General features: G+C 40.1%; 28 protein-coding genes. 17 read left to right on the top strand and 11 right to left on the bottom strand.

Annotated features, from left to right (window positions below; translation table 11 throughout):
- Positions 1 to 242: 242 nt before the first annotated feature.
- Complete coding sequence (locus J4N24_RS23325) at positions 243 to 1,358, top strand: hypothetical protein (RefSeq protein WP_207536158.1); 1,116 nt, start codon at positions 243 to 245, stop codon at positions 1,356 to 1,358.
- A gap of 70 nt (positions 1,359 to 1,428) precedes the next feature.
- Positions 1,429 to 1,815, top strand: a complete 387-nt coding sequence (locus tag J4N24_RS23330; RefSeq protein ID WP_207536159.1) for a helix-turn-helix domain-containing protein — start codon at positions 1,429 to 1,431, stop codon at positions 1,813 to 1,815.
- 57 nt (positions 1,816 to 1,872) lie between these two features.
- Here the strand turns inward: J4N24_RS23330 and J4N24_RS23335 are convergent, their stop codons facing one another.
- Positions 1,873 to 2,190 (bottom strand): hypothetical protein, encoded by a 318-nt coding sequence (locus J4N24_RS23335; protein ID WP_207536160.1) that lies wholly within the window; start codon positions 2,188 to 2,190, stop codon positions 1,873 to 1,875.
- Positions 2,191 to 2,258: 68 nt separating this feature from the next.
- Positions 2,259 to 2,906, bottom strand: coding sequence for a DUF6266 family protein (locus J4N24_RS23340; protein ID WP_207536161.1), 648 nt, complete (start codon positions 2,904 to 2,906; stop codon positions 2,259 to 2,261).
- 472 nt (positions 2,907 to 3,378) lie between these two features.
- Here J4N24_RS23340 and J4N24_RS23345 point away from each other — a divergent pair, with 472 nt between their 5' ends.
- The 6 genes from J4N24_RS23345 to J4N24_RS23370 all read left to right on the top strand — a co-directional run bounded on the left by J4N24_RS23345 (position 3,379) and on the right by J4N24_RS23370 (position 6,086).
- Complete coding sequence (locus tag J4N24_RS23345; protein WP_207536162.1) at positions 3,379 to 4,044, top strand: hypothetical protein; 666 nt, start codon at positions 3,379 to 3,381, stop codon at positions 4,042 to 4,044.
- Positions 4,031 to 4,318 (top strand): hypothetical protein, encoded by a 288-nt coding sequence (locus J4N24_RS23350; RefSeq protein WP_207536163.1) that lies wholly within the window; start codon positions 4,031 to 4,033, stop codon positions 4,316 to 4,318. The genes J4N24_RS23345 and J4N24_RS23350 overlap by 14 nt, the downstream gene beginning before the upstream one ends.
- The gene (locus tag J4N24_RS23355) at positions 4,315 to 4,701 is read left to right on the top strand and encodes a P-loop NTPase family protein (protein WP_207536164.1); all 387 of its coding nucleotides are present in this window, start codon (positions 4,315 to 4,317) and stop codon (positions 4,699 to 4,701) included. Before J4N24_RS23350 ends, J4N24_RS23355 begins: the two co-directional genes overlap by 4 nt.
- Before the next feature lie 70 nt (positions 4,702 to 4,771).
- Positions 4,772 to 5,416, top strand: a complete 645-nt coding sequence (locus tag J4N24_RS23360) for a DUF6266 family protein (RefSeq protein WP_207536165.1) — start codon at positions 4,772 to 4,774, stop codon at positions 5,414 to 5,416.
- Entirely contained in the window at positions 5,416 to 5,868 is a 453-nt protein-coding gene (locus J4N24_RS23365) for a DUF5675 family protein (protein ID WP_207536166.1), read from the top strand. Before J4N24_RS23360 ends, J4N24_RS23365 begins: the two co-directional genes overlap by 1 nt.
- Positions 5,865 to 6,086 carry a hypothetical protein gene (locus J4N24_RS23370; RefSeq protein WP_242691782.1) on the top strand — a complete coding sequence of 74 codons (222 nt, stop codon included), beginning with the start codon at positions 5,865 to 5,867 and terminating at the stop codon, positions 6,084 to 6,086. The genes J4N24_RS23365 and J4N24_RS23370 overlap by 4 nt, the downstream gene beginning before the upstream one ends.
- A gap of 72 nt (positions 6,087 to 6,158) precedes the next feature.
- Here J4N24_RS23370 and J4N24_RS23375 read toward each other — a convergent pair whose 3' ends face one another.
- A complete protein-coding gene (locus J4N24_RS23375) occupies positions 6,159 to 6,383 on the bottom strand; it encodes a CDGSH iron-sulfur domain-containing protein (RefSeq protein WP_207536167.1) in 225 nt (74 codons plus the stop codon).
- Positions 6,384 to 6,808: 425 nt separating this feature from the next.
- On the opposite strand from J4N24_RS23375, the gene J4N24_RS23380 reads away from it, so the two are divergent.
- Positions 6,809 to 7,135: a hypothetical protein gene (locus J4N24_RS23380; RefSeq protein WP_207536168.1), complete on the top strand. Its 327-nt coding sequence runs from the start codon at positions 6,809 to 6,811 to the stop codon at positions 7,133 to 7,135.
- 21 nt (positions 7,136 to 7,156) lie between these two features.
- Here J4N24_RS23380 and J4N24_RS23385 read toward each other — a convergent pair whose 3' ends face one another.
- A complete protein-coding gene (locus J4N24_RS23385) occupies positions 7,157 to 7,534 on the bottom strand; it encodes a GNAT family N-acetyltransferase (protein WP_207536212.1) in 378 nt (125 codons plus the stop codon).
- 251 nt (positions 7,535 to 7,785) lie between these two features.
- Here J4N24_RS23385 and J4N24_RS23390 point away from each other — a divergent pair, with 251 nt between their 5' ends.
- Positions 7,786 to 8,670, top strand: coding sequence for a PAS domain-containing protein (locus J4N24_RS23390; protein WP_207536169.1), 885 nt, complete (start codon positions 7,786 to 7,788; stop codon positions 8,668 to 8,670).
- A gap of 23 nt (positions 8,671 to 8,693) precedes the next feature.
- On the opposite strand, the gene J4N24_RS23395 is transcribed toward J4N24_RS23390, so the two are convergent.
- On the bottom strand, positions 8,694 to 9,053 hold the full coding sequence (locus J4N24_RS23395) for an alpha/beta fold hydrolase (protein WP_207536170.1): 360 nt from the start codon (positions 9,051 to 9,053) through the stop codon (positions 8,694 to 8,696).
- Positions 9,054 to 9,262: 209 nt separating this feature from the next.
- Here J4N24_RS23395 and J4N24_RS23400 point away from each other — a divergent pair, with 209 nt between their 5' ends.
- On the top strand, positions 9,263 to 9,523 hold the full coding sequence (locus tag J4N24_RS23400; protein ID WP_207536171.1) for a hypothetical protein: 261 nt from the start codon (positions 9,263 to 9,265) through the stop codon (positions 9,521 to 9,523).
- A 75-nt stretch (positions 9,524 to 9,598) separates the two neighbouring features.
- On the opposite strand, the gene J4N24_RS23405 is transcribed toward J4N24_RS23400, so the two are convergent.
- Positions 9,599 to 12,001, bottom strand: coding sequence for an ATP-binding protein (locus J4N24_RS23405; protein WP_207536172.1), 2,403 nt, complete (start codon positions 11,999 to 12,001; stop codon positions 9,599 to 9,601).
- 394 nt (positions 12,002 to 12,395) lie between these two features.
- Positions 12,396 to 12,617, bottom strand: coding sequence for a hypothetical protein (locus tag J4N24_RS23410; protein WP_207536173.1), 222 nt, complete (start codon positions 12,615 to 12,617; stop codon positions 12,396 to 12,398).
- A 257-nt stretch (positions 12,618 to 12,874) separates the two neighbouring features.
- Between J4N24_RS23410 and J4N24_RS23415 the strand changes: the two genes are divergently transcribed.
- Positions 12,875 to 13,747: a helix-turn-helix domain-containing protein gene (locus J4N24_RS23415; RefSeq protein ID WP_207536174.1), complete on the top strand. Its 873-nt coding sequence runs from the start codon at positions 12,875 to 12,877 to the stop codon at positions 13,745 to 13,747.
- A gap of 80 nt (positions 13,748 to 13,827) precedes the next feature.
- A complete protein-coding gene (locus tag J4N24_RS23420; RefSeq protein ID WP_207536175.1) occupies positions 13,828 to 14,235 on the top strand; it encodes an ester cyclase in 408 nt (135 codons plus the stop codon).
- Between the two features lie 397 nt (positions 14,236 to 14,632).
- Here J4N24_RS23420 and J4N24_RS23425 read toward each other — a convergent pair whose 3' ends face one another.
- On the bottom strand, positions 14,633 to 15,196 hold the full coding sequence (locus tag J4N24_RS23425) for a Crp/Fnr family transcriptional regulator (RefSeq protein WP_207536176.1): 564 nt from the start codon (positions 15,194 to 15,196) through the stop codon (positions 14,633 to 14,635).
- Between the two features lie 88 nt (positions 15,197 to 15,284).
- On the opposite strand from J4N24_RS23425, the gene J4N24_RS23430 reads away from it, so the two are divergent.
- The 4 genes from J4N24_RS23430 to J4N24_RS23445 are packed head-to-tail and all read left to right on the top strand — an operon-like array spanning position 15,285 to position 17,657.
- A complete protein-coding gene (locus tag J4N24_RS23430; RefSeq protein WP_207536177.1) occupies positions 15,285 to 15,977 on the top strand; it encodes an HAD family hydrolase in 693 nt (230 codons plus the stop codon).
- Positions 15,978 to 16,601: a chloramphenicol acetyltransferase gene (locus tag J4N24_RS23435; RefSeq protein ID WP_207536178.1), complete on the top strand. Its 624-nt coding sequence runs from the start codon at positions 15,978 to 15,980 to the stop codon at positions 16,599 to 16,601. It abuts the gene before it with no gap.
- Between the two features lie 29 nt (positions 16,602 to 16,630).
- Positions 16,631 to 17,197, top strand: coding sequence for a GrpB family protein (locus J4N24_RS23440; RefSeq protein WP_207536179.1), 567 nt, complete (start codon positions 16,631 to 16,633; stop codon positions 17,195 to 17,197).
- A gap of 1 nt (position 17,198) precedes the next feature.
- The gene (locus tag J4N24_RS23445) at positions 17,199 to 17,657 is read left to right on the top strand and encodes a GNAT family N-acetyltransferase (RefSeq protein WP_207536180.1); all 459 of its coding nucleotides are present in this window, start codon (positions 17,199 to 17,201) and stop codon (positions 17,655 to 17,657) included.
- Between the two features lie 40 nt (positions 17,658 to 17,697).
- Here J4N24_RS23445 and J4N24_RS23450 read toward each other — a convergent pair whose 3' ends face one another.
- The 3 genes from J4N24_RS23450 to J4N24_RS23460 all read right to left on the bottom strand — a co-directional run bounded on the left by J4N24_RS23450 (position 17,698) and on the right by J4N24_RS23460 (position 23,049).
- Positions 17,698 to 19,566, bottom strand: coding sequence for a PAS domain-containing sensor histidine kinase (locus tag J4N24_RS23450; RefSeq protein WP_207536181.1), 1,869 nt, complete (start codon positions 19,564 to 19,566; stop codon positions 17,698 to 17,700).
- A gap of 446 nt (positions 19,567 to 20,012) precedes the next feature.
- The gene (locus J4N24_RS23455; protein WP_207536182.1) at positions 20,013 to 20,387 is read right to left on the bottom strand and encodes a response regulator; all 375 of its coding nucleotides are present in this window, start codon (positions 20,385 to 20,387) and stop codon (positions 20,013 to 20,015) included.
- A 13-nt stretch (positions 20,388 to 20,400) separates the two neighbouring features.
- Entirely contained in the window at positions 20,401 to 23,049 is a 2,649-nt protein-coding gene (locus J4N24_RS23460) for a PAS domain-containing sensor histidine kinase (protein WP_207536183.1), read from the bottom strand.
- Positions 23,050 to 23,092 lie beyond the last annotated feature (43 nt).

Raw genomic sequence — 23,092 nt, forward strand, 5'->3', positions numbered from 1 at the left:
TACTTTCAAGCTAAGCCTTTTAATCCAGGCTATGGCAATACAATTTGGGTAGCACCAAGACCAAAGTCTTTAACATCTATCTACATCCCTCCTTTCTTTCATGGTGATTTCTAACTAAAAACGCTGGTGAATTTTGAAAATCAAAAGAAGTAGTCCTTTTGAGACTATTGAATTAATAGGCCGGGAAAAAGCCTGGACCAGCAGATTTTCTGAATTTTTTAAAAATTTATTTTTGTTATTTAATGTTAGAAAAAATTAAAAAAGTAGTGGTTGGTTTCCTTTCGAATGAGGAATTTACGATCACATCAAAACAACTAAATGAAATTGAGTCAGAGATCCTGGCAGATCTTTGCACAAGAAAAAAAGAAAAAAATATTTCCTCTTTTTACTGGAGAGTCGAGGAGGTAGAAGAGGATATAGGTAGAGTTTACAGGAAGCTTCAGCCGGTAGCTTCTGTTACCGGAGCTAAAATTTTATTGGTACTGTTGGATATCTACGAAAAGCTAAACGACCTGATAGCGGAATCAGGGAAATGCAGAGGATTCTATATGATCATGCTTCGGAAGCTTAAATTCCAACTAAAAAAGTTTGAACAGGAGTTTATCATTTTTTTAGACGAGAGAGAATATCCCGAGAAACTTCGATGGCTTGCCTTTTTGCCAATCCAGGAACTTCACAGCATGAAGGCGTTGGAAATTGTGAAGGCGAACAAAGTTAACTATGTTGGTGATTTCCAGGCTTCATTCAATTCAATCATTAATTCCGAAGCAAGGCTAAATTTTGGCAAATGGAAAATGCTGTGCAAGCTAATCGAACTAAACCTTAACCATCCGGATCTGGAGCAGTATTTCTACAAGGAGTATACAGAGCTGGCAAAAAGATGTAGTTCACCGGAACAAACAAAGCAATTGGAATTTATGCTAAAGCTACCGCTTTCCAGTAGCAAAGCACCGTTTGATCCTTTCAATAAATCCTTGAGTGAAACTTTACCAGCCTTCATTTCACAGCCTCTAGAATTCGGAGAGTTCGAACCCGATTCGAAATTCTCCTTTGCGAAGCTTGTATTACTTAAAATATTCTTGTCTGTTCCTCAAATTGGAGGTTTATTATTTCTTCTTTTAAAAAGAGGCAGCTTTGGCACAATAACCCACAGAAAATTGGCCGGCCACTTTGCAAACTGTTTCACCTCGTTGGAAACAGGCCAAATGAGTATAAAGAGTCTCGAAAACAATATAAAAATAGAACCTGAAACCTACACTTTTCTCCTCAAATTCTTACAAGATATGATCCAAGATCTGAAGGATGTTTATAAAAAGAAAGAAGAAGAGAAAAAACAAAAAAAAACCGCAGAAAAGTAACCGGCTTGTAACCCCATCGCTATTGAAAATCTCAGTAGTATTGGCAGAATTAAAACCTGATAACAATATCATGAAAAAGGAACAAGTAAATAACCTGTCAAAGACAGATTTCAAAGCAAAAAAACTTTTTCTAAGGCTATTACATGCTGCTGAAACAATTGAAGAGAATACAGCAGAGCTTATCCGTGGGTTACATTATCTTATCGTGCAGCTAGAGGAACGGGAAGGCACAAAGGTTATCCCTATTGCCAGGAAAAAACAGCAGGAGTTTCGTGAGAGCTGGCTGGATAAGCAGGAGGTGATGCAACTAATGCCAATTAGTGAAAGGAGCCTTTACACCTTAAGGAAACAAGGAGATCTTCCCTCCTATTCTTTGAAGGGAAAGGTGTATTTCAAATTGTCTGATGTGGAAGCATTAATGAGAGGAAAGCCAGGAGACGCGGGTGTAGCTGTTTAACATGCTGTGTGTAAAAAAGAAGCCCGGGCAAAATGTCCGGGCTTCTTAAGCTTGCTACTAATCGACCTTCTTTTCATCAGTTTTCGATTTATTCCTCTGTCGTACTTTCTTCAATGCCTCTGTCTCAAAGCTATTCAGCAGATATAGCTCCAGTTGTTCCAGCCGCTTCTCATGAAAGTTGATCCGCTCGAATATCCGTCTGTTCTCATTATGCATGTTTGCCTTGATCAGCTCGGTGCTGGTCTTTATTTCGAAAAGGTTTTGTTCCACCTTCTTGAAATCACTGTGCAATTGCCTTACAAAGAAGGCAATCACTGAGAAGATCAGCGAAAGGATACTTCCCAGGATGAGGCTGCTATTGGCCAGGTTTTCCATTTTCTTATTTTTGAGAGTTAAAAAAAGAAACCGCCGCTCCTTTTGAAACGGCGGCTTCTGCTTACAACTTATTCAACAATGGTGATCTTACCTCCATAGAAGGTATTAGAGACCTCTTTTCCATTTGCTGAAGCAACAAACAAGTAGCAATCCACCTCTTTACCAACCCATCCGGCTGGCACTGCTATATCTAAAGCAGCATCTGCACGAGTAACGGTGCCCAGGCTATATTCAGACTCCTCATCCACCTGATTAACCAGCAGCACAGAAACTTTGTCTGTATCCAAGGCTTTTCCTTTCTTCGAGTTGTCTGTCCAGCTGAAGCTTACATGACGCTCTGCTGCAGCAACCACTGCAGGATCTAAAGGTAGTGGTAAAATGCCGCGACTGAAACTTAATGCAGCGGCATCAATGGTATAATCCGGATAGTTACCCGAGATCGCATTCTTTACGTTATCCGCTACCGCAACATTATAAGCCGTTTGCTTTACCGCGAGCTTTTTATACCCAACCTCAATGAAAGGTCGAAGAGAGCTAAGGAAGGCCGTGATCAGGCCAAACTTGGCCTGCTGTTCCATTTGACCCTGGCTAGCCACCCTGTTTTTAGTCATCCTGGGCAAGCTGCGCAGATAATCAATTCCGCGCCAGTTGCTGCCTACTACATTGCCTACTTTTCCGTAAAAGTTTCCAAAAATTCCATTACTGAACTTTCCCATTTTTTTAAATTTTAAAAGATTAAAAATTCTGTTAAGCCTGCTTTTTTATACCGGTATGTCGCAAAGGCTGAACAAATGTAGAGGGCATTTTTGCAGCAAAAAAGACCTGAGAAGCCCCTTGCCGGCTTTTGCGAGGATTTGCTTGATTTTGCGAAGATTTGCGAACCGTTTGATACTTTGTTGTGGAATTGTTCGGGAATGAACCCCTATTTGTTGTGAAAACGGGGGGCGTTTTCCCAATAAACTCACAACAGGGTACCAAGAGGGTACGAACAAGTTTAGAATATTACTAGTGTTATTCCTTGCCATATGAACCCGTACCCAATGTAACCCCGTTTGTTTCATAAAATTTTTTCTGACTGATTATCTGCTAATTAAAATTCAAAAAAGGGGTTACACTTATTTTCGGGGGGTTACATAATCCCCCAGCTATTTTTATTTTTTTGACCTTGGCAGACAAGTAGTCAATACCATGAATTATATCAAACACTTATCAGATTTCTATAATCAACTTTATGGTGATGAGCGCCCTACTCCTATGCATGTTAGCCTGTATCACGCACTTTTTCAGCGATGGAACCATGCGCTGTTCCAGAATCCCTTTCCGGTGAACAGGGCCGAAGTGATGAGACTATCGAAAATTGGATCGGTGAACACCTACACCAAATGCATGAAGGAACTAGCTCAATGGGGATTTATCGATTATCTACCCTCTCACAGCATTCATGCAGGAAGTCGCATACGTATGATCACTTTTGATAATACTACTAATAATACAGGTGATCATACTACTGATCAAACAGGTGATAAAACAGCTGAGATAGAGCTGAGACCATTAAATAAACACAATAAACCTAATAAAACATTAACAAACATCTCTCTAAAAGAAGTTGAAGTTTTTTTTGAATTTAAAAATTCAGGAAAGGAAGAAGCATCACAGTTTTTCAACCACTACGAGGCTTGTGGTTGGATGATGGGAAAAACGCCCATCCAAAACTGGCATGCAGCCGCTGTGAAATGGATAAACTCAACTATTACAAAGGCCGCAAAAAGCAAGCCTGGCAGAGCGACCCCAGCTAAACCTGTCTCCGGAAACCTATTCGTTAACCCTGCAAAAAACTACCATGAAGCCTTCTGAAACAAAAAATATGCTCGAAGTAGCATCACTTAACGCTGCACCTAAGCAAGAACCGCAAGTGCAGGAGTTTGATGACCTGGCAAGCTATCTGGAACAAAAGGGGAAAGAGCTTTTGGGAGATCATTTCAGGCTCTTTCATGAAGATTACGATATCCTTTTCAGGATCCTGGTGTATCTCTTTAAAGACCAGTATCATGCCGATCTTCTGAACATTGACCTGAAAAAGGGCTTGCTGCTTACTGGACCGATAGGATGTGGAAAACATCCCTTATGACAGTGATTCGCTGCCTGCAATATCCAGGTCATCACTACCAGTTGGTGTCAGCCAGAGAAGTCTGCATGCAATTCATGTCTCAGGGAGCGCCGGTAGTGCAGCATTATTCCTCCAGCGGTGAGCGCATTCCGCAAGTGTTCTGCTTCGACGACCTGGGGTCAGAACCCAACATGAAGTATTTCGGTAACGAGGTGAACGTCATGGCAGAGATCATGCTCTCACGCTACGATCTTTTGATCCACCAACGTATTCCAACACACGTAACCACCAACCTCTCGGCCACAGAACTGGAACAAGCATACGGCAACCGCATCCGCTCGAGGTTTAGAGAGATGTTCAACCTCATCGCCTGGAACCCCGAAGCAAAAGACAAAAGGAAGTAGCATTCACTCATTCTATCATTCATTCATTCATTCTATCATTCATTCATTCATTCATTAAAATCTATAACAAATGGCAAAATTACCAAACGGAGTATTAGGCAACTTTTCCGGAAAAGTAGGAAACATTGTAGGTTACACCTATAAAGGGCAGCAGTGCATCAAACAGGCAACGCGAAAAACAACCAAGGCACCGACAGCGGCACAACTTGCACAAAGAGCAAGATTTAGCTTAGCAGGCAGGTTCCTCAAACCTATTAATCATTTTCTGAACGGGCTCCCCCCCAAGTCCAGGAATGCGAATTCAAGGAGTTCAACAGCGATCGCATTGGTGCAGAAAGCGATGGTAAACGATGGAGAAAGCTGGCGGATCAATTATCCGGAAGTAGTTCTGTGCGAAGGCAACTACGGCTATTTTAGTTCAGAGGTAGCTGCTTGTCCCAGCGGTTTTTCCTTTCAGTGCCAACAGGCTCCCTGGGCTCGTGAACGAATGGAGATGGTCTATTTCCTGATCTACCTTCCCGAATATGATCATTGGATCATTGAGGAAGCAGAATTTGAGGGAGAGAAAGCAAAGGGGGAGGTGGTATTTGAAAATTGCCCTAAGGAAACGACAGCAGAAGTCTTCGCAATTAGCACCTTTTCACGAGGGTCAAAAACAACCTACTCCTTTTACGCTGGCTCAGTGCAAATCACCCCAACAACAAATCCCGAATAATGGCCATAAAAGTAATTCGAGTAGCTGAGGGGAAGTTTAGTACGCTCAGTCATCTTTACCTCAACGATATCTTCCAATGCTACTTGCTCGAAGATAAGATCCGCAAAGAAAAGATAGCCGGGAAAACTTGTATTCCGGAAGGAGAATACCTGCTGAAGCTCAATACCACCGGGGGAATGAATCTGCGGTACAAAAAGAACTATCCCGATATCCATAAAGGGATGATCGAGATCTGCGGCATTCCGAACTTCAGCCTGGTATACTTTCATGTAGGCAATTATATCGATAACACCAATGGCTGTTTACTTGCCGGGCATTATTGGACCATGGTAGATGGCGACTACATCGTGCTGCAGTCCGGCCTCGCTTATCGTCTCGTATATCCACAACTCCTCGCCGCCCTGGAGAAAAAGGACAACAAACTAATAATAGAAAACAAAATTCAACCATGATGAACACAAAACTGAACCTTAGAAGGAGGATCAAGTCCCCCACTCCCAAGTTTTTCCGCAAAATTAGAAAGGCTGGCTTAATTGCCGGAGCCGTAGGAACAGCGCTACTAACTGCACCTGTTAGTCTGCCTGCTGTATTAACCACTGTAGCGGGATATTTAGTAACTGCAGGGATAGTGGCATCTGCGGTCTCGACCACGGCAGTGGAGAGGGAATGATTGGTTTTTAATGATCAAGCTAGAGATTACATAAGTTCTCGTAGCTTGATCTCTATAGCCTAAGGCAAACAATTAAACTTTTTTAGGAGGCAAATCAAATGCAATTGCTTCATGCTCAAAATGTCCGTTGTGAGATCCATCACAAAACGGCTTATTTTTAGAAAGTCCGCAGCGACAGACAGAGACAACTGTACGGCCTTGCAATCCATAAGCATTGCCATTCTTATCAACAATCTCAAAATCACCTTCGATTCTAACAGAGCCGTTATTGTTTATAGTAAGTTTTGTAGTAGCCATTCTTTTTATTTCGGGCAAACATAGCATATTTCCTCATTTGTGGGATTTAAAAATTACAAGAAGGGGTAGCGGAGAGCCAAAGCTGGTGGGTTTTTTATAGAATAGTTAGAAGTTTATTAATTTCTCAAATAAAAGGTATATCTAATTTCCGCTGTTTCAAAGCTTGAAGACATATTCGAATTGGCTTGCGCAGACGGATTTATTGAGAAACCTTTTAATCTTATTGATATCGAAACCCTAGCAACCTCTTTCGCTAATTAAAGTGTGTGATAAACTCATTGACGGAAATTGTAAATTTGAGGTAGCGGCTGGAAACTACAATATAGAACAACTAAAGCCTGTTTGTAGTAATCTTCAGCAGCATAAGGAAAACAAAAACGCTTCTAACGCGTCTATTACCTAATTTTAAATTGCTCTACTTTTAAATGATTCCAATTAAGTACATCTTTAGCCTTAAGGATTTACAATACACCTATGGCGCTTTCTCTATCATATCGCCTTATTCCAAGTGGGATTTTGATATGCCTAATAGAAGTCTGTTTAATAGAATGAATAAGTTTGAAATGGTATTACTTATCAATTCTCTTCAGCGAGCTTGGAATGTATATTCAAAAGAAGATTGTCTGAAAATTGAACGGCTTATCAGAGAGTATATGCCTGAGGAAATCAAAACACAAATAGATGTGGCAGACTGGTTGGTATTACATTGGGATGAAAGTAGCTTCACTCTGCCAACTAGCATGGTAGGTTAAAATAGACGGAGTTACCGACTATTAAAAAGAGAGAGGTTCATCTAATTTTTTAGTCATTTTGTAATTGTTCAAGTCGATACCTTCAAGAGTAACCGTTTGCTCTTTCAAAACCTTAAAGCCCATCTTTTCAAAAAACATCCGGGCAGTTTTACTTACATTAGAAGTAATTTCATTTGTACCCAAACGCTTTGCTTCATTTTCAAGTCGAATATAAATCTGACGGGCAATTCCTTGTCGTTGAAAGTCTTTATCAATAAAAAACATATCAATATAATTCCCCTTGTCGAGAGTACCGAATCCTGCTGCTTTTCCTTTGTCCTGAGCAACTATTACAAATTGATTCGAGAGTACGTCCTCCCAGCGCCTTTTATTTCTGACTGTCGAAGTCCATACGCTTATTTGCTCAGGGGTATAGTCCGTCTACAAACTTCTGTCACTGTGTTTAAAAATAACTGTTGTAGATTTTTTAAGTCCGTAATATTTCCTTCTCTAATTACCATTATTTTAACTTCAATTATTATTCTAATTAACTGACTGCACCTGAATATTTTAAATTTTTCATGATGACATCTTAGAATATATAGAATAGCTGCGCCTTTTTTTAAGAACTAGATTTTTATAAAGTTGTTAGCTGTGTAAATAGGCATGCTTTGAATCATAGAATTAATTTTGACACCTTTTTTAATTCCGCTCCTCCAACAGCTATTTTAAGAGCAAATGTACCAGACTTTACAGTAATTGATATCAATAAGGCTTTTTTAGATACATCGGGTACTAAACCTTCGGATATACTGGGAAGGGGCATTTTTGAAGCTTTTCCTGAAAATCCAAAGGATCCAAATTCTAAAAACAATATAGAAGCTCTTAGAAATAGTTTAACGGAAACCGTATTAAATAAAAATAAAACTGAACTGCCTTTGCAGAGGTACGATATTCCCATTCGGGGGACTAAAGAATTTGATACCCGATATTGGCAGGCTATTAATTCCCCAATTTTAGGTAAGGACGGAGAGGTGGAGTTTATCGTGCACGTTACTACAGATATTACCAAAGCCATTATGCTGGCAAAAAAAGAACGGATTTCCTTTGAGGTAGCAGACAGAAAAAGACGAGAATTGCATACTCTATTTATGGAAGCCCCTGGAGCTATCTGTATTTTAAGCGGTCCTACATTCATATTCGACTTGGTAAATCCGACTTTCCAGGATATTTTTCCTGGCCGGGAACTGTTGGGAAAGCCTGTGTTAGAGGCTTTGCCCGAAATGCGGCAACATCCGCTCATAGAAGTCTTAAAAACTGTCTACGACAAACAAGAAACTTTTGAAGGAAAAGAGGTACTAACCCGGTTAGCCCGGCATACTGAGGGACCTGTTGAAGATATTTACTGGAATTTTATTTACAAGCCCAGGTGTGATTTTAATGGTAAGGTTGATGGCATACTGGTTTTTGCCCATGAAGTAACAGACCAGGTTGTTTCAGAAAAAAGAGCTCAGGAGATTGAGCGACAGCTAAAACTTGCCCTTGAAAGGAAATAGAGAGCACAATGACAGCAAATGATCTAGTTCAAAAAGCTATGTATGGCTTTCATTGCTTCGTAAGGTTCGCTTATATGAGGACAATGCCCACTCGCTTTCATGATACGAAGCGTATTGTAGGGAATGTTGGACTTGATATAAGTCCCGATAGAAAGAGGTGCTATAATATCATCCCTACATTGCAATGTTAGACTAGGTACTTTAAGTCTGGGAAGTTCTTGTCGGCTGTCAGAGAGAAAGGTAACTTTTGCAAATTCACGTGCATTATCTGGATTAGTTGAACAAAAGCTGTTAGTCAGAAATTTAGCTAACTCTGGCCTTTCCGCATTCCCCATAATAGCGGGAGCAAGTTGACTTGACCAACCTAAATAGTTAGCGTCCATAAATTCGAAAAGAGCTTCCAAATCTGCTTTTTCGAAACCTCTAAAAATGTTTAATTAAGTACCGATAGGCTTAGTTTAATGATAATTTATCTCACCTGAAGTTCTGAATATACTTGACTTCCTCCGGGGAGGCAGCTTAGAAAGGAAAGCAAGAAGGTAAAAAGTATTTGTTTGAGGGGCGTTGGTCTTTTTTTTGAGGCCGCTGAACTATGTTGAAATTTGATACTACATTGGTAATTGACGGGAAGGAATTTCTCGTTACCGTTCAGGAAATGGAAGCCCATAAATCCGACGGGTCTATTTATTACTTTATCCACCACGATAATATCCTTATTGGGGTAATTAGTGTTGATGGTCATTGCACCTTTGAGGTGGTGGAAGGTAATTACAACGTGAATCAGCTGCAACCTGTTTGCAGTGTTATCCGGCAGCATAAGAAGGTGCCAAATTCCATTCCTTCAAACAACTAGCTGACGTTTGAAATTGTAAAATTACTAGCAGAGAAAAGCAACAGTTTTTCTCTGTTAGCTCTAAAGGAACTAACCTTATTTCTCATCCAGCCATTTTCTAGCGGATACGATATCCTTGAAAAATTCGGTGATTACCTCTCCCTCTTTCACATTTATGGTCTTTCGAGCCGAAAATTGGCTGAAAGTGCTGGGAGAGAAAATCCATGCAAAATAACGGAGACCGGCCTTTTCCATCATAGGAAACCACTCTCTACCCACCCATTCTGAAGCTTCTGACCAGGTTCCCTGAACATTTATGTTATCATTAATTACTTTAGAGCACTGGTTCTTTTTCAATATTTCCAACATTTTCATACAGCCTTTCTTTACTGAAGAAATATTTTGAAACCCTTTCCAATCTACTTCAAGTCGTTCGTCTTGCTGGTTATATAGAATGGTAACAAAAGAATCTTTATAATAGGTTTCAGTCTCTGCTGCCTCAACTTCCCCTTGCCTTTCAAGTGGCAACCTGAAATAGAAGGTTGAGCCTTTTTCCTGTTCACTTTCGATCCAAAAGTCGCCACCATGGCGCTTTAATATTTCAGAAGATATAAATAAACCTAAACCTAATCCTTCAAACCGCATCGAGGTATTATCTACCCTATAGTACCGGTCGAATAGTTTATCCAAATGATCCTGGGGAATTCCTATACCAAAATCCTGAACGGAAACAATGAGGTTATTACCTTGTAATACGCTGTTAACTACTACCTTTTCACCACCAGGAGAGTATTTTACTGCATTTATCAAAAAGTTATTCAATACTTGCTCTAGCCTCAAACGGTCACCTGTGTATTCTACGTCCACTGCATTTTCCACATAGATTTCGTGAGATGGAGCAAGGTGCTGAACACTTTCAACGCAATCAAGAACAATCTGCCTGAAGTTAAATGGCGCTATATTATATTGCATCTTTCCAGCATTGATCTTACTAACATCCAGGAGGTCATTAATAAGCTTCTCCAATCTGCCGATATGCTCGGCAGACTTCTGAACAAAATCAGGCAGCTTGGTCGAGTCTTTTGTACGCTGCATCAACTGGTTGAAGGCTTTTATACTAGTAAGCGGCGTTTTAAGTTCATGACTGGCGATAGACAAGAACTCATCTTTTTTTATACTAAGCTCTTTAATCTCTTCGTACAATTTTGCGTTATCGAGAGCTATTGCCGCTTGTGAAGCAACTCCAAGAACCAAACCCTCGTGCTCGTCTGTAAATACACCCACCTCTTTATGGCCTAAAAACAGTCCTCCGATAACTTTGCCCGATTTTGAAATTACCGGCACTGCGAGGTAACTCACTACGGGAAGATGACCGGCAGGCATTCCATTGTTAGGTGCATTCTTGCCATAGCGAGGGTCTTTGGTGATATCATCGACTCTAACAACACCCTCTCCCGCAAATGTGGGATGGAAAACAGCGGTATTGCGTGGCGTCCCCAATTTTTCAAATGCCTCTCTTGGAGCTCCTGATAATGTATATAGGAGGAACGCCTCGCCAGATGCATTTATCGTATTATAAAAGAAAGCCCCAAAATCAGCTCCTGTCAGCTTAGTCACTGCATCCGTCACCTTCTGTAGAATTTCCTGCAAGTCCAGACTCTCCGAAATGGATAATCCTATCGAATTTAATATTTCAAGACGTTCTGCATGGGCTTGAAGGAGGGCACTTGCTTTTTTCTGCTCCGAAATATCACGAACTTCGATAACTGTTGCAACCGGAACTCCATCTTCAAATATGGGGCTGGCAGCGCAGAGTACAGGAAGAGAAGTTCCGTCCTTTCGAAAAAAAAGATCTTCATGCGCTCGCATTTCAAAATTTCGGGGAAGCGCCCTGTCGAGCGGGCACTCTTCCCTTGGATATTCTCTACCGTCCGGATAATGATGATGAATCAGATTATGCAGAGGTTTACTCTTAATCTCGGTCAATGAGTAGCCGAACATGGTTTCGGCAGCTGGGTTCATAAATGTACAGTACCCTTTGTCATTCATTAAAAACAAAGCAGATGTAGCATTGTCTGTAATTGTCTTAATCAGCTTGTTTTGACTCTGAAGCGCAATGTCAGCCTCTTTGCCCGAAGTCACGTCGACTACTATACCTTCATAAAAAAGTTCTCCGTCTACCATCTTAGCCTTTGCTCTTGCTAAGACCCACTTCGCTTTCTCTGACGAGATTTTAACCCGGTATTCTATTTGATAGGGCTGGCTTTTATTTATTTGAGCCTCCCTCAGTTGATTAGCACGTTGAAGATCCTCTTCATCGATATTCCTCAAAAAATCAGCTAGTGGAATACCTTCGTCATTATACTCTAATCCGTACATAGCACTTAGAGTTTTATCTGCATACACTATTTTCTTCTGATAGTCCAGAAGATATGTACCAACCAGTCCAAACTCATGCTCGTCTTCCAATTGTCTTATCCTATTTAACCTCGAATCCATTTCTATTGTACTCAACCCTTGTCCAGCAGGGGTAAAAATAGCGTTGTTGGTTTAAAACTCATCATTTAAGCCAAACTTCTTTACGTCCCGTATAATTGGCTAATGAATTAAGAGGAAAGGTGATTAGACTAAGTGCTATGAAATAATTAGGAATAGATCATGAATATATACGAATATTATAATTCCAGGCCTTACCTAAGGTTGCTAAGATTGCTTCTCTTTAGCAACTATTCTTAATACAACAGGACTGCTTTTCCTAAGAAGATAAGTGTGATTTTTAAGTAATTGAAATCAAAATTGAAATATGTTTATATGGATGCACATTAAACCAGCATACTAAAAACTCTTGGTCAGACTCGAAAAAGTTGACGGCATAAGGTAGCTTAAATTAAGACTATTCAGATTTTGCTAGCATATGCAGCTCTTTGTCATCGAACTCGTTACGCTCCCAAGTAGCGATAAGTAGTATCAGTGAAAGTTTCTTTTCAATTTCTCCTTTTCTCAGAATAACCGCTTTCCTCGCGTATTCTTCACGAACCAGATACTTAAAAAACAATTGCCATTGCTCCTCTGGAAGTTTGAGCTTTTGTTCGAGAAAATGCCTGTGTGTATCCATAACTTAATGCTTTCAAAGATAGCGTTTAGTAGTGGTAGAAGTATTTAGGATTAGTAATGCAGGTATAAGCGCTACAAGCATTCTATGGTTATTGTAAGCTAAAAGCGGATGCCCGAAATGCTAACTGTTTTAAGCTTTCCTATCTTTTTAATTAAAAATTTGTGCCTCAGCCTTGCCCATTCTTTATCCTACTAACACCAGCAAATTGCAATCACATTTTGTTAAGTTCAAACCCTCCGTTTACTTTTGTTAGAGTTATGACAATTTATAATCTCCCAAAAGACCTTTTGGGACCTGGAGCAGCAACTATGGATGAGGTTCACATCCGTTGTTATACATCTGACCAGAACTCTCATAAAAACAAGATAGTACTGAGCCAGAACATGATCAATTTGCTTGTCAGTGGCACAAAGACTATTGTTTATCCCGATTCAACAGCAATGGTTAGGGCTGGTGAACTGGTGGTATTATCGGCAGGTAACATTTTGACTTCTGAACTGCTTACCGATGGAGGAGCCTTCAGTAGTGTATTGTTTTATTTTAGCAATGAGGTGTTGAACCGCTTTTTAATAAAGTATGCCTCGCTACTACCTGGAGTGATTTCTAATAGTAACAGGCAATCCTTTCAGATATTTCGGCAGGACACCTTTATCAAACAGTTTATTGCCTCGATTAAGGCACTTCTGGCAGAGAGCAAGGAACTGCCCAATTCAATCCGTCTCCTGAAAATTGAAGAACTGCTCTTATACCTGCTTCATGCAGACCCGGAAAGATTTCGCGCCATTCAGGTACTTAGCAGTGATAGAGAGCAATTGCATTTAAAAAAAGTGGTTGAAAGCCATATTGGGCAGCAGATCACCGTGGATGAACTCGCATTTATTTGTCATATGAGCGTTTCTACTTTCAAGCGAAGGTTCAGCGAAATATACCATACTACTCCTCAAAAATGGCTTCTTTCCCGCAAGCTGGAACTAGCAGCAGAATTACTAGGTTCGGCAGAGGAGAGCCCTTCGGAAATATATCTGAAAGTAGGCTATCAGAACCATTCCAGTTTTACAGAGGCCTTCCGTAAACATTTCGGCACTACCCCAAGTCAGTATCAGCAAGCCAGGTTGAACGTGCTTCTATAGTTGTTGGACGTCTATCCTTAACTCGTCCGGCCTTACCGTGCCTACTTTTGTTACATCAAATCAATAACAAAATGGAAACAATGGAAGACAATAAAGCAATTGTGCGTCGCTTCAACCAGGAAGTAATTGCTTCGTGGAATGAAGATAGTTTTAATGTCCTAATGAATGAAAATTTCGTTAACCATTCAGCTCCTGAAGGTATGGATAATGGACCTCAGGGAATGCGGTACTTCTTTAACGAAATACTACGGCCGGCAATATCAGATATTAAAGTCACGGTTCACAAACAACTTGCCGAAGGAGACTGGGTTACTACTCGTAAAACCATCAGTGGCACCCATACCGGTCCTCTTCTGAACATCCCTGCCACGGGGCGATTAGTTAGCATTAATGTGATTGATATTGTGAGGCTGAAAGACGGCAAATACCTTGAACATTGGGGCCTTACAACCCTTCCGGAATTATTGGCTGGCCTTTCAACCATCTAAGAACATAAATAAAGCGTATTTTACCGAACTAGCGGCATTCAGTCCTGGGCGGATAGAGAAGCGATTTACTAAGTTGGGGTTTTTCTTCCGCGAATTGGGTCAAAATTAAAACAACACTCCTCAACATCATTTTTTTTACTACTTGGAGCTGGTTGCTTAAAATCATTTACAACAGCACATGGAACTTAAAATGCGCTTAAAACAGTCCTAAATCGATCTTTTATTTAAGAGGAAGCGAATTTGGTATGGTTATGGTATAAGATCATATACCTACTCTTACCTATGAAAAATAAGGAACTGGTGTTAATCGGTTCCTTTTAATCTCTCCCCTTACTATAGCGAAATAAATAGGTTAAATCAAATCAATCAAATCTTACTGCTAAAATCAGAGTAACACTTAAATTAATTCCTTCAAACTCCTGTTTAAGCTTCTAACGGAAATACCGAGATAAGATGCCATATCCTCCTTGGAAAGTCTGATATCCTGTTTGGATTGCAGTTCTAAAAGTTTCTTTAAATTATACTCCGCAGGATGCAATTGCTGATAAGACGCACGGCTTGAGGTATTAGTTATTCTTTCTGCAAAAATATCCAGCAACTGACGATTAAGTTTAAGGTCGGATTCTATTAAGGTTTGGAAGTAGGGAATAGAAAAGGCAAAAACACTTACTTCCGTTATCGCCATTACACTGCATAAGCATGGTACATTCCGTAAAAATTCGATTTCACCTATAACCTCCCCTTTACCTAAAAACTCCAGAATATAGTCCTTGTCATTGTTTTCTGTAAAAAAGCATTTGGTTATACCTTCCCTTACCACCATAACTTTGGTAGCGGGTTCATTCTGACATAATAGTGTCTGACCTGGTACATATTTTCTTACAATGATGTCTTCTTTACGTTCTTGCTTTTCGTAAAGATTTTCAGCATAGGCTAAAAATGCCTGATTGGTTCTTAACATATACGTGCGGGACAAATGTCCTTTTTCTCTGGTTTTTCCTTCCTGATCTTTGCTTCGTGCTGATAAAAGTACAAAACAGGATATACAGGTGAAAAAACAAATAACAACGATAGCATTTGATGCTGATGATACTTTGTGGATAAATGAACCTTATTTTCAGGAAGCGGAAACTCATTTTTGCGAATTGCTGGAAAATTATCTCCCAGCGAGTGTTGTTTCAGCAACGCTGCTAAAGACGGAAATGAAAAATCTTTCTCTATACGGATATGGAGTAAAGGGTTTCATGTTATGTATGATCGAAACAGCCATCAACATTATGGGAAGTTCTGCAGGACCAGCCTTCGTTTCTAAAATTATTGAGATTGGTCAGGACCTGTTGCAAAAGCCGGTTGAACTCCTGGAGGGTGTGCCGGAAACGCTCGACCAATTGCACAAACACTACCGGTTGATAGTAGCTACAAAAGGGGATTTGCTGGACCAGGAACGAAAATTAAAACGTTCGGGATTGGAAAAATACTTCCACCATATTGAGATCATGAGTGATAAAAAGGTGAGCAATTACCTGAAATTGCTGAAACACCTGGATTGCCAGCCTGAAAACTTCCTCATGCTTGGAAACTCTGTGAAATCTGATATCCTGCCGGTGCTGGAATTGGGTGCCTTCGCGGCCCATATTCCCTTCCATACTACCTGGGCTCATGAAATACACGACGAGGACTTACAGCACCCCAACCTGCTGGAATTGAAAAGCATTGACAATATTTTAAATTATTTGAATTAAATGAAGACATTGATTGATCTAGGAACCTGGAACAGAAAAGAACATTTTTCTTTCTTCTCGAAATTTGAGGAACCGTTTTTTGGAATAACTGTTGAAGTCGATTGTACAAGAGCTTACGTAAATACTAAAAAGATGGGAAAATCCTTCTTTTTATACTATCTCTACCGGGCGTTGAAAGCAGCTAATCAGATTGAAAACTTTCGCTACAGAATTTTGGATGATAAGGTTTTTCTCTTTGACGAGGTCCATGCTTCTCCGACCATTCCGCGACCTGATAATACTTTTGGTTTCGGGTATATCGATTATCAAACTGAAGAAGAATTGTTCTACAAAAACGCACTGGAGGAAGTGCAAAGAGTACAAGGGTCGACTACCTTATATCCTACAGTTTCTGGTAGAAGTGTTATTCTTTTTTCTGCACTTCCGTGGCTTAGTTTTACGTCAATTTCTCATGCAAGTAATTTTTCTGCCAAGGATAGCTCTCCTAGGATCTCCTTCGGGAAGGTAAATGAGAAGAATGGCGTAAAAACAATGCCGGTTGCGATACATGTACACCATGGATTATCAGACGGTTATCACATTGGGCTTTTTGTCGAAAAATTCCAGGCGCTGTTGAATGAGTAGTGTGACGATTAATACCAAAAGAATTTGCTATGATAACAATAATAGATTATCAACCGAGATGGCCTAAGCAATTTTTAGAGATTGCAAAAAGATTAAAAGCGGCGGTTGGACCAAAAATGCTGGCTATTCATCATATTGGATCAACCAGTATTCCTGGTACGGCAGCAAAAGATGTTATTGATATTCAAATAACTGTTAGTGACATCGACAAGGATGTACTTGCCTACATTATGGTGTGTGGATTTATCCAACGAAAAGAAATTGTTAGCGACCACCATCCTCCAGGGATTGCCGTTCTTAACGAAGATGAACTTTTGAAGGTATTTTTTCAGCTGGACAAGCCCGCAGTAAACCTTCATATCAGGAAATTGGGAAAGTTCAACCAACGATACGCTCTTTTATGTCGCGATTATTTAAGAAATAATCCTGCCGCTACCAAAGCCTATGAACAGGTGAAAATCAATCTTGCCAAGAGGTTTCCAGACAATATGACTGCTTATTATGAAATTAAGGACCCAGTTTTTGATATTCTAATGGCAGGAGCTGAAATATGGGCAAAAAATGTAAATTGGGTTCAACCAGAATCAGATCTATAAAATGAATGAAATTTTTATTCCGAACCGGGAAGAACTGCCTGAACTGATTGAATTATGGGAGACGTCAGTGCGAAGTACCCATCACTTTCTTTCAGAAGAAGACATAGTAATGTATAAAGAGCTTTTAAGCTCAATATTACCGGTGCTGGAACTGTATAGCTTGAGTGACAGTACCGGTAAAACCGGCTTTATTGGTATATCCGAGGATACTGTACAAGCCTTGTTTATTCATCCTGAACATATGGGAAAAGGATTAGGCATGAAATTGATGAATTTTGCCATGCTTCAGAAAGGGGTACGAAAGGTAGAGGTAAATGAACAGAACACCAGGGCATTTGAGTTTTATAAGAAACTTGGTTTTGTGGTTATTGGCAGAACGCCATTGGATGGTATGAACCGCCCCTATCCTATCCTTAGCCTCCAGCTAGTCAACGAGGAACAGACCAGGTCACAAAATTAATCGTTATAAATTTAGGTTAAAAGGCTTTGAATTAATGAACTCAGTTTTGCTTTAAAGGAATTTCAAACCAGAAAGTAGATCCCTTTTCTACCTCACTTATTACACCATATTTTCCCTTGTGGAGTTTTATGATCTCGGCAATTATATAGAGACCCAACCCTAGGCCAGAAACATCAGTCAGTTTCTCGTCTACGCGATAAAATCGTTCAAATAGATGTTCCAGCTTTTCGGGAGGTATACCTTTTCCCTTATCAACTACCTGTACTTTGAGCCATCCTTCATAAACAGAAGTAATTACCTGAACAGAAGTCTCTTCCGGGGAATATTTGATTGCATTACTAAGCAAATTATTGATGACCTGTCCAAGGCGCACTTCGTCTGCTTCTATCTCTACATCTACAGGGCCCTCTATTTGTATTTGCCTGTGGCTTGAATAAGAATGAAGAACTTCTTCCAAAAGGCTACCAAAATGGAATGTGGTAATATTCAAATGCAACTTCCCTTCTTTAAAGCCTGTGTTGTCTAGAAGATCTCCTATCAGGGACATTAACTTGTTAACTTGTTGAGTTGCCTTTATTACAAACACAAGAAGGGTATTTTCATCAGAATGGTTTTGAATAAGGCGTTTCAAAATCTGAATAGAAGCCTTTATTGTTGTTATAGGTGTTTTTAGCTCGTGGCTTGCCACACTGATAAATTCTTCTTTCTTCTCTACTAACTTGTTTAAAACTTCATTTTCAGTTTTCCTGATCTCTGCTTCCTTTCGGTCTGTGATATTTTGTACTACAGCGATGTACTGCTGCACAGATCCTTTTTCATCCCTTTGAAAAACCATCCTGCGTTCGTTCAGCCACATCCACTCATCGTGATCAGCTAAATGCTGCTTTTTAACCCGGTATTCAATTTCCCGTATCTCTCCGTCTGTAGCCGTGTAAAAATGATCATGAAAAAATAACGCTGCCTGCCGGTCTTCGAGATGTACTAACTCTACCCTCTCCTCCTTATTCATCTTCTTGAGCTCTTCGGGACTGTAATTGGAAAGATGAGATTTATTCAGGTAGACTATAGATTCGGAAGGAATATCATAGATCATTATAAGATCTGGGGTGGTGGTGGTAATAGAAGTTGCCAGGTGAAGGCTTTCCCTGAGTCTGTCTTCCACCAATTGTTGCCTTCTTTTAACCAAAACAAAATCATGTATGTCAGTAGCGGTACCCACCCACAATGAGGGCTTTTTTTCTTTTGTTGGCAAGGGAACTAAACTGTCGGCATGCCACCGATATTCGCCTTTTTTGTTCAAAACCCGGAACTTCGTTTTAAAAGCTTTTCCTGATTCTACATTTTGATCCCAAAGCAGCATTTTTTTTTCAAAATCCGCCGCATGAATTCTTTCACCCCATCCATATCCCATGCCCTCTTCTATGGCTGTCCCAGTATATTCTGTCCAGCGTTTGTTGAGATAAACAACCTCCGCTTTTTCATTCAACATAAACGCAATGTGAGGAATGTAGTCAAGTACAAGACTTAATACCTTTATATTCTGAATGATCTCTTCCTGCACCGGGCCTTCACTATCCGCCAGGTTCAGGATCACAGCAACGCCTTCGTTCCATTTGTAAGCTGTAACATTGAACCATCGCGAATGGCTGAGAGAATAATACTGTTGTGAAACTTTTTCTCTTTGTAAAGATGCACGTATTAGAATATCAGATAAGAGCGCAGCTTCTTTGAAGGGGTACACCTCCCAGAAAGAGGCATGCATTAATTGTGTCTTCGCTGTATTAAAAAAATCACACGCACTCCTATTTATATATTGAAACTTGTATTCGGCATCCAATACAAAAAATACATCCGTAATACTATTCAATGCTATTTCAACCGGATCATCAAAGGAAATATGTTCTATCATAGTAAGGAGCAGATGAGACGAATGAATGAATGGCTAATGGTGTATTAGCAATATTTACTGGCACTAGTATATAACAACACAAAGCTACACAAGTGTTTAGGTTTGTTGGTTTACAGTTTTTATGAAGAATAAAATAAGTTTTACCTGACGGAAATTCTTCAGAAGTTCAGATTACGGATATTTTTCAATAATTATAAAAAAGGGCCAGATTACTCTAGCCCTACATCTACCTATGAAAAACATTGCTTTGGGAGCAATAACATTATTACTGCATTTCCCGGCAAATAGTTACACCAAAAAAGATTTCTGAGATCAAAACAAATTAGCACAAAGAATCTTTGCTATTAGGTAAGGTTAAATTCATTTTCTCAATTGTTAAAACTAAGTTATTGTAAGGGAGCTTTTAAGGCTCCCTTTTTTAATTTATAGACTCAGATCCTGCAGTACTAGATAGTTCCCTCAGAAGTTAATAACTCTATTTTCTGCAACAATACATCCATTTCAAACGGCTTTGCAAGAAACTCGGTTGCTCCTGCCTCCTTCGCTGTTTTTTCCAGATCCCGGCTTGCTGAAAGCATTATTACAGGAATATTCTGAGTTGCAGGGGAACATCTTAATAACTGGCATATTTCCTTTCCATCTTCTCCAGACAACCAGATGTCCAGCAAGATCAGATCTGCGCTTCCCCTTGCCAGGAAGGAGAACAGATCAGACCCTTTACTAAAGCTAGTTATAGTATAACCTGCAAATTCAAGCATCACTTCCAGGGAATCTACAATTCCCGGATCATCATCTACCACAACTATATTCTTATTTTTCATTCTTGAGCGTTAATTAATTTTTTGCATTAATGTCCTGGGGCAGGCAGAAGCAAAACGTTGATCCCTTGCCTTCTGTACTGCTTACCCAAATCTCGCCTCCTTCGCGCTTAACGATTTCTGAAGATATATATAAACCTAAACCCAACCCAGGAAAGGTATGTTCTTTAGTACCACTAACGCGGTAGAATTGTTCGAACACCCGCTCTCTTTTATTGGCTGGGATACCGATACCAAAATCTTGTACACACAACCGTACATTATTCCCATCGGCGCGTGAATAGATAATAACTTTGTCTGCCTGAGGGGAGTACTTGATCGCATTTGAAATCAGGTTGGTAATAACTTGCCCGATACGATCCCGGTCAGCAAAAACGCTTCCCTCAAATTCAAGTTTAGGAACAAGCTCATGCTTCGTGGTCCTTTGCAGCTCTTCAATGATCTCCTGGATCAGAGTATTAAAGTCAAAGGAAGCATCATTAAATTGCATCCTGCCGGTTTGTATTTTAGTTACGTCGAGCAAATCACCAATAAGAGAGGTAAGCTTATTCAGCTGCAGATCCATTTTATTTACCAGGGCTGCTTTTTTTGCGTCTCCGTCTGTCCTTAACATCGCTTCTAACACTTGCGTATAAGCTTTAATACTGGTAACGGGTGTTTTTAATTCATGGCTTGCAATTCCCAGGAAGTTATCCTTTTGCTTCTGTAAAATCTTAAATTCATTAATATCAGTATTGGTTCCGATCCAGCGAATTATTTCCCCAGCCTCATTTTTAATCGGAACAGCTCTTCCCAAAAACCAACGGTATTCACCTTCCCTGAACCGGTCAATAAAGCGGTATTCTATTTCATAGACAGTACCCGTTTGTACACATTTATACCAGGTATCTACCACGCGGTCCAGGTCGTCAGGATGTAGTACGGGGGCCCAACTTTCATCACCGAAGTTCTCTCTGCTGAAGCCAGTGTAGTCATACCACTGTTGATTATAATAGTCAAGATAGCCGTCAGCGCGAGCAGTCCACACTATTTGCGGCATAGAATCTGCTAATTCTTCCAGCTTTTGCTGACTTTCCTTCAACTTCAATTCATTCTCTTCGATCAACTTCCGTGATAGCACCTGGTCTGTTACATCGATGCACATTACTAAAATACTTTTTAGGTTCTCCTGGAAGGTTATTTGTTTGTAGGTGAAATTGAAGTAATAAACCTTGAGTTCGCCATTAACTATGATCTCCGCCTTACTTTCTGTATTGGTGTATTCTTCTCCCGTTTCATAAACCCTTCGAAGCAGGTCAGGATAAGCCTGACCTTTCAACTCAGGCATAAAATCCAACAATTCTCTGTTTAGGATAGTTCTGTCTCTACCCCAGATCTCCAACATGGCATCATTTACTAATTCAAGCACCATGTTCTCGCCGCTTAGCAATGCGGTAGGAACAGGAGCTTTATCCACGAGGTTTTTAAACCTCGCTTCACTTTCCTCAGCCCGCTGTCGTGATAGTACCAGGTCGGTTACATCGTACCCTAGCGACATGATAGATGTTACTTCTCCGTTTTCATAAATAGGGTGATATACAAAATTTATATAGAGTGTCTTAGGCCCATTATTATACATAATAGTAACCGGAAGTTCTGTACCATAGAAAGGTTCGCCATTGTGATATACATTATCAAGAATACCAATGAAGCCTTGCTCGATAAGTTCAGGAAAAACATCTACCACTTTTTGACCTATAACAGCTTCTGTTCTGCACCATATTTCGAGGGATTTGGCATTAGCTGTTTCTATAATAAATTCCTTCCCTTTAATTACCGCCATGGCTACAGGGGCTTGCAGGATCAGGTCTTTAAGCTTATTTTCGTTATTCTGTGCTTTTTGTCTAACTAATACTTGCTCGGTTACATCTACTGCCATGTTCAGAATGCCGTAGATCTCTCCTTTAGAATTTCTGAGAGCCTTGTAGCTGAAGTTGTAGTAGAAGCGTTGGAGCTTCCCTTCTACGATCAGGTCTACCGGGTCCTCCGTAGCCTTATAAGTGATCCCGGTAAGAAAAACCTGTTGCAATAATTGATGAAAAGGTTGACCTTCCAATTCAGGGAGCGCTTCGTTTAGTGTTTTACCTATTACTTTCCCGTCCTTTCTCCAAACATCTAACATGGCATCATTAGCCACCTCTATTCTCATTTCCTGGCCAACATATATAGCAGTAGCAACATCGGCTTCTAAAACCAGTCCTTTGAATTTCTTTTCACTGTCAATAAGACTTTTCTTTGCCAACACCTGTTCAGTTACTTCTGTGGCTACTACGCTAACGCCAGTAATTATTCCTTCCTGATCGCGAACCGGGGCATAGATATAGTTGAAATAAGCATCCTCCAGCTCCCCATGCCTCTGTAACTTCGCCAGGGTTTCATAACCCCGTTGTTCGATTCCAGTGCTATAGACCTTTTTTAGCAGATCAGGGAATTCCTGAGCCGAGATCTCGGGTAATGCTTCTATAAGTGGCAATCCTATAATTTCTTTTTCCTTCCCCCATAACTCAAGTATTTGCGTGTTAGCTACATCTACTAAAAGTTCTTCTCCTTTCAGGTAAGCCAGCGCCACTGGGGCTTGTTGAAACAAGGAAAACAAGCTTTCCTGACTAAACATTTCGAAATTCATTGTAAATTTTACAATTAAACATTTAAAAAAACAGTACTCTAAC

The sequence above is a fragment of the Desertivirga arenae genome (assembly GCF_017355785.1).
GTDB lineage: Bacteria > Bacteroidota > Bacteroidia > Sphingobacteriales > Sphingobacteriaceae > Desertivirga > Desertivirga arenae.

What these genes read in the sequence shown, in the direction of transcription:
- J4N24_RS23325 (WP_207536158.1), top strand. Translation starts at nt 243, where the DNA reads ATGTTAGAAAAAATTAAAAAAGTAGTGGTTGGTTTCCTTTCGAATGAG.
- J4N24_RS23330 (WP_207536159.1), top strand. Translation starts at nt 1,429, where the DNA reads ATGAAAAAGGAACAAGTAAATAACCTGTCAAAGACAGATTTCAAAGCA.
- J4N24_RS23335 (WP_207536160.1), bottom strand. Translation starts at nt 2,190, where the DNA reads ATGGAAAACCTGGCCAATAGCAGCCTCATCCTGGGAAGTATCCTTTCG.
- J4N24_RS23340 (WP_207536161.1), bottom strand. Translation starts at nt 2,906, where the DNA reads ATGGGAAAGTTCAGTAATGGAATTTTTGGAAACTTTTACGGAAAAGTA.
- J4N24_RS23345 (WP_207536162.1), top strand. Translation starts at nt 3,379, where the DNA reads ATGAATTATATCAAACACTTATCAGATTTCTATAATCAACTTTATGGT.
- J4N24_RS23350 (WP_207536163.1), top strand. Translation starts at nt 4,031, where the DNA reads ATGAAGCCTTCTGAAACAAAAAATATGCTCGAAGTAGCATCACTTAAC.
- J4N24_RS23355 (WP_207536164.1), top strand. Translation starts at nt 4,315, where the DNA reads ATGACAGTGATTCGCTGCCTGCAATATCCAGGTCATCACTACCAGTTG.
- J4N24_RS23360 (WP_207536165.1), top strand. Translation starts at nt 4,772, where the DNA reads ATGGCAAAATTACCAAACGGAGTATTAGGCAACTTTTCCGGAAAAGTA.
- J4N24_RS23365 (WP_207536166.1), top strand. Translation starts at nt 5,416, where the DNA reads ATGGCCATAAAAGTAATTCGAGTAGCTGAGGGGAAGTTTAGTACGCTC.
- J4N24_RS23370 (WP_242691782.1), top strand. Translation starts at nt 5,865, where the DNA reads ATGATGAACACAAAACTGAACCTTAGAAGGAGGATCAAGTCCCCCACT.
- J4N24_RS23375 (WP_207536167.1), bottom strand. Translation starts at nt 6,383, where the DNA reads ATGGCTACTACAAAACTTACTATAAACAATAACGGCTCTGTTAGAATC.
- J4N24_RS23380 (WP_207536168.1), top strand. Translation starts at nt 6,809, where the DNA reads ATGATTCCAATTAAGTACATCTTTAGCCTTAAGGATTTACAATACACC.
- J4N24_RS23395 (WP_207536170.1), bottom strand. Translation starts at nt 9,053, where the DNA reads ATGGACGCTAACTATTTAGGTTGGTCAAGTCAACTTGCTCCCGCTATT.
- J4N24_RS23400 (WP_207536171.1), top strand. Translation starts at nt 9,263, where the DNA reads ATGTTGAAATTTGATACTACATTGGTAATTGACGGGAAGGAATTTCTC.
- J4N24_RS23405 (WP_207536172.1), bottom strand. Translation starts at nt 12,001, where the DNA reads ATGGATTCGAGGTTAAATAGGATAAGACAATTGGAAGACGAGCATGAG.
- J4N24_RS23410 (WP_207536173.1), bottom strand. Translation starts at nt 12,617, where the DNA reads ATGGATACACACAGGCATTTTCTCGAACAAAAGCTCAAACTTCCAGAG.
- J4N24_RS23415 (WP_207536174.1), top strand. Translation starts at nt 12,875, where the DNA reads ATGACAATTTATAATCTCCCAAAAGACCTTTTGGGACCTGGAGCAGCA.
- J4N24_RS23420 (WP_207536175.1), top strand. Translation starts at nt 13,828, where the DNA reads ATGGAAGACAATAAAGCAATTGTGCGTCGCTTCAACCAGGAAGTAATT.
- J4N24_RS23425 (WP_207536176.1), bottom strand. Translation starts at nt 15,196, where the DNA reads ATGTTAAGAACCAATCAGGCATTTTTAGCCTATGCTGAAAATCTTTAC.
- J4N24_RS23435 (WP_207536178.1), top strand. Translation starts at nt 15,978, where the DNA reads ATGAAGACATTGATTGATCTAGGAACCTGGAACAGAAAAGAACATTTT.
- J4N24_RS23440 (WP_207536179.1), top strand. Translation starts at nt 16,631, where the DNA reads ATGATAACAATAATAGATTATCAACCGAGATGGCCTAAGCAATTTTTA.
- J4N24_RS23445 (WP_207536180.1), top strand. Translation starts at nt 17,199, where the DNA reads ATGAATGAAATTTTTATTCCGAACCGGGAAGAACTGCCTGAACTGATT.
- J4N24_RS23450 (WP_207536181.1), bottom strand. Translation starts at nt 19,566, where the DNA reads ATGATAGAACATATTTCCTTTGATGATCCGGTTGAAATAGCATTGAAT.
- J4N24_RS23455 (WP_207536182.1), bottom strand. Translation starts at nt 20,387, where the DNA reads ATGAAAAATAAGAATATAGTTGTGGTAGATGATGATCCGGGAATTGTA.
- J4N24_RS23460 (WP_207536183.1), bottom strand. Translation starts at nt 23,049, where the DNA reads ATGAATTTCGAAATGTTTAGTCAGGAAAGCTTGTTTTCCTTGTTTCAA.